The sequence below is a fragment of the Microcoleus sp. D3_18_C4 genome, from assembly GCF_036702355.1.
GTDB lineage: Bacteria > Cyanobacteriota > Cyanobacteriia > Cyanobacteriales > Microcoleaceae > Microcoleus.
The window spans coordinates 1-4616 of record NZ_JAUBTF010000139.1; the positions used below are offsets into that span (position 1 = coordinate 1).

Consider the following 4616-nt stretch of genomic DNA (forward strand, 5'->3'; position numbering starts at 1 on the left):
TAATAATTAAATGGGGTCGCAAAATTAAAAATAAGGGTAATGCTTGTATCACAGTTTAAATGTGCAACAGCTTATGCACCCAGAGTTCAGTTAGGTTGGTGAGTGTTGATAAGGGTTTGAGGTCGGCTATTTGATTGTTTTCGAGCTCGATTCGAACCAGGTTGGTGAGTTTGGACAAGGGTTTGAGGTCGGCTATTTGATTGTTGTTAAGGGAGAGGTCAGTTAGGTTGATGAGTGTTGACAAGGATTTGAGGTCGGCTATTTGATTGTCATCGAAACCGAGGAAAGTCAGGTTGCTGAGTGTTGACAAGGGCTTCAGGTCAGCTATTTGATTGTTCTTAAGGCCGAGCGAAGTCAGGTTGGTAAGGCTTGACAAGGGTTTGAGGTCGGCTATTTGATTGTTGTAGGCGTAGAGTTTAATTAGGTTAGTCAGGGAAGATAGGGGTCTGAGGTCGGTTATTTGATTGTTAGCGAGGGAAAGTTCAGCCAGATTAGTGAGTTTTGATAAGGGTTTGAGGTCGGCTATTTGATTGTTATCGAGACCGAGGAAAGTCAGGTTGGTGAGTGTTGATAAGGGTCTGAGGTCGGCTATTTGATTGTTTTTGAGATCGAGTCGAATCAGGTTGGTGAGTTTTGACAAGGGTTTGAGGTCGGCTATTTGATTATCGTAGGCGTAGAGTCGAATCAGGTTAGTTAGGGAAGATAAGGGTCTGAGGTCGGTTATTTGATTACTTATGAGGAAAAGTTCAGTCAGGTTGGTGAGTGTTGACAAGGGTTTGAGGTCAGTTATTGGATTGTAACCGAGGAAAAGCGTGGTGCGAGTTGAAAGAAGCTTCGATGCCTGATGACAATCAGTAGTTTGAGCCACTTGCAATAGGGCATCAACAGTGTGGCGTGTCTGCACACTCAGGTTATTTCTATCCAAACACCAATCAGCAAAGGTTCTAGGCGCAGTTGCCTGTTGGGGGGGAATAGCATCGGCAGGAGAAGATGAAACCAACTGCACAAGCGTCAAAGTGCTGAGCAGCCCAACGATAGGCAAGGCTGGTTGGCTGATGAGGAAAATATTTGGGTGAAGAGTGCAGAAAATTTTCATACGTAGTGCGATCGCTCTCACGTCTAACCCATCTCTAAAGGTCATAACTCGCCCCATTCTTAGCTAACTACTGTCTACGAGCGCCCCAATCACTTACAATCCGCTCCACCCTATCCCAGAACGCATTCGTATGATGCGGTTCAATCAGATGCACCAGCTCGTGAATAACCACATACTCTATCATCACTCGCGGTAGCATTGCCACACGGAGCGTGAAAAAATAAATCCTCTTCGTATCCGGAGGAACCCCAACGGTCGCCTAGCTCGCGTACCTGAACCGAGCGGGGAGAGGCTCCAACACGATCGACAAAAGCAGCAATCTGTGTGTCTAAAAGGGGGTGAAGGTGATCGCGCTTTTGGGAAAAGTTGGGTTCCAGCGATTGCGGGGTGCGATCGCCCACAGCCTGACTCAGGGGAAGGGACTGGCTAAAATACTCTAGCGCTTTCTGCTTTTCTCCCAAATCATTGTAGACTCTGCCAAGACCAAGGAGGCTAAATGCTTGCCCTCTATTGTTGCCTGCTCGCCGATATAGCTTTAAGGCTTCTTCCCACTTGGTGAACGCACCTCTTAAAGCTTCCGCCGTTCCTTGTTGGTAGAGTTGTATTCCTTCTTCTAAAGCTGTTTCAGCAGCGTTGCTACTGTTAGTTTGTGCTGTTTGTACGACTTTACCAACGGGCACGGCTGCTACTGGCTGACTTAGCTGAACCGAAAGTTCGAGCAACATACCAGTCAAAAACCATTGAGCGCGATCGAACATAGCCACCCCTTTTGTATTTTTGTCAATCTTAATCACTAGCTCGCTTATTGTAAAAGCAGGAAGAAGTGATATTATGTCCGCTATATCATTTCCACTCCCCTTGCAAGGTAAAAGCAGCCCAATAATAGGGCGATTTCCATTTTTCCTGCTGCATCATTTCAATCTGTGCAGCCCTCAAAGCTGCCGCCGGCGCTAACTTTTGTTGCACCATTTTTTGATAAAACTTTTGCATTAACACAGAAGTTCCCTCATCATCCACATTCCACAAACTCACTGCCACCCGCTGCGCCCCCGCATACATAAAACCCCTTGTTAATCCCACCATTCCTTCGCCTTTAACATTCTGTCCCCTTCCTGATTGACAAGCACTTAAAACTACTAAATTTGCCGCCAGTTTCAAGTTAAAAATATCGGTAAGGCGCAAAAAACCATTGACAAGATTGCCCTTGTCATCTACCATCGACATCACAATTCCTGAAAGTTCGGGATTTTTGCTGTTGGCAATGCCGTGGGTGGCAAAGTGAACGATTTGATAATTAGCTAAACTGCCGTCGGTGGCGGTAGTGCGATTGGCATCAAAATCAATCTTTTGACTGCTTAAAGCTGGGGGGAATAAGCTGGATATTGTTTGGGCCTCTTGGCGGGTAAATGGGAGGCGTTCGGGCGGCCATTGCCGATTAGAAGCACGAAGCGAGCGATTTAAACCGAGGTTATTTGCTTCTAATTTTTCTGTTGTTGCGTGGGTGATTTTTCCTTTAATTCTTTCATCGTCAGGACTGAAAACAGGATCGGCTAAAATTGCTAAACTTCTGGTGGGCGGTTTTCTGTCTCCGTAATTTTGCCTGAGAATAGCGAGACTTGAGGCCGAAGGCAGGGTAATAATTTCATGTTCGGCAATTAAGGGAACATTGGTGTTTTCTCCGGCGGTTGGGGCAAGGGTTAAAGCTTGAAAAGGAGTATAGTGCAGCACGCCGTCAGCAACAATTAATAAGCGTTTGTTTCCTAATTGGGCTGCTGCGGGCTGTAAAATCACTTGACCCAGATTTGCACTTGCTTGGGCAACTTGTTGGGGAATATCTCTCTGGATTGGGTTAGTTATTGCCTCTAGGAAATCCTTTGCTGCTGTTTCAATGGCTGCGCGTTTTGGTAATTCATAGCTGGTTACTCCTGTTGATGTCACAACCCACAAATAACTGCGGTCTTTGCCAAGGGAATATTGCAATAAAATAGTGTTTTTATCGAGAATCTGTTTCTGAATTTCTGGCAGTGTTAAAGGTTGGGGTTGGGTGAGGGCTGCGTAGCGGGGACTAGCGGTACGAATCTTGGTTTGAAGTTGCTGATATTGTTGCAAAAGTGCGAGGCGCCCAGAGTCGATTTCAGCGATTTTAGTTGGATTAGGGTTGGGGCTGCTGATTGTTGCGATGCGCTGCTTTTCAATGGCATCGAGTTGCTGTTGCAAGCTCTTTTCTTGTTGCAGTAAATCGGGGGAAATACCTTCGCGAATGTTGGCGTTACTTTCAAAGAGGAGTTCGAGGAGACTGCGGGCCCTCGAACGTTCGCTAGCTTCTAAGGCTTTGGTATCGTAACCGGATTTAGGATTAGTTTTGTGCAGTTGCATTAACAAATCGATGTAGGATTCGTAGTAGTTTTGTACTGTCACAAAGTATGAGCTGCGAAGTTCAGGGCTGGCAATTTTGGTGCGGAGGTTTTCGATTATTTTGAGAGAGGATTCAAAGTCGTTGAGGGCTTCGGTAAGATTTCCTTGATCGCGTTTGCTAACAGCCATGTTGTAAAGGGTGACTGCTTCTCCAGCCTGATCGCCTACTGCCCGCAATAGGGGAAGCGACTCGCTGTAATACTCTAGCGCTTTCTGTTTCTCTCCTAATTCTGAGTAGACACTGCCGATGTTGTTGAGGGTGACAGCTTCCCCAGCGCGATCGCCTACTGCACGTTTCAGGGGAAGCGACTGGCTGTAATACTCTAGCGCTTTCTGTTGCTCTCCTAATTCTGAGTAGACACTGCCGATGTTGTTGAGGGTACTAGCTTCCCCAGCGCGATCGCCTACTGCACGTTTCAGGGGAAGTGACTGGCTGTAATACTCTAGCGCTTTCTGTTGCTCTCCTAATTCTGAGTAGACTACGCCGATGCTGGTGAGTGTGGCAGCTTCCCCACTGCGATCGCCCACAGCCCGAAAAAGGGCAAGCGATTGGCTGTAATACTCTAGCGCTTTCTGTTTTTCTCCCAAACCTGAGTATACTTGACCGATGCTGGTGAGGGTGGCAGCTTCCCCACTGCGATTGCCTACTGCCCGACTCAGGGGAAGCGACTGGCTGTAATACTCTAGCGCTTTCTGTCTTTCTCCCAATTCTGAGTATACTTGACCGATGTTGGTGAGGGTGGTAGCTTCCCCACCGCGATCGCCCACGGCCCGATACAGGGCAAGCGATTGGCTGTAATACTCTAGCGCTTTCTGTTTTTCTCCCAATCGCGAGTAGACACTGCCGATGCTAACGAGGGTAATAGCTTCCCGGCCACGATCGCCTACTGCCCGACTCAAGGGAAGGGACTGGCTGTAATACTCCAGCGCTTTCTGTTTTTCTCCCAATCGCGAGTAGACACTGCCGATGTTGTTGAGGGTGTTCGCTTCCCCGCTGCGATCGCCTGTTGCCCGCAATAGGGGAAGGGACCATTCGTAACAAGTTAGAAGGGAGTATATTTTGTCAATACCTCTTTGTATAGAAATCTAAGTGAATAATAATGAT

At 47.3% G+C, this 4616-nt stretch carries 3 protein-coding genes and 1 pseudogene; all 4 read right to left on the reverse strand.

Annotation, left to right across the window (positions count from 1 at the left end; all coding sequences use genetic code 11):
* Positions 1–55: 55 nt before the first annotated feature.
* The gene (locus QUA90_RS30040; RefSeq protein WP_333448753.1) at positions 56–1141 is read right to left on the reverse strand and encodes a leucine-rich repeat domain-containing protein; all 1086 of its coding nucleotides are present in this window, start codon (positions 1139–1141) and stop codon (positions 56–58) included.
* Between the two features lie 22 nt (positions 1142–1163).
* Positions 1164–1295: a M48 metallopeptidase family protein gene (locus QUA90_RS30635; RefSeq protein ID WP_445300158.1), complete on the reverse strand. Its 132-nt coding sequence runs from the start codon at positions 1293–1295 to the stop codon at positions 1164–1166.
* Positions 1237–1890, reverse strand: a complete 654-nt coding sequence (locus tag QUA90_RS30045; RefSeq protein WP_333448754.1) for a tetratricopeptide repeat protein — start codon at positions 1888–1890, stop codon at positions 1237–1239. The genes QUA90_RS30635 and QUA90_RS30045 overlap by 59 nt, the downstream gene beginning before the upstream one ends.
* 49 nt (positions 1891–1939) lie before the next feature.
* Positions 1940–4558: pseudogene (locus QUA90_RS30050) on the reverse strand (CHAT domain-containing protein); the annotation flags it as partial.
* Positions 4559–4616 lie beyond the last annotated feature (58 nt).

Coding starts and splice junctions, on each gene's coding strand:
- QUA90_RS30635 (WP_445300158.1), bottom strand. CDS start 1,295: ATGCTACCGCGAGTGATGATAGAGTATGTGGTTATTCACGAGCTGGTG.
- QUA90_RS30040 (WP_333448753.1), bottom strand. CDS start 1,141: ATGACCTTTAGAGATGGGTTAGACGTGAGAGCGATCGCACTACGTATG.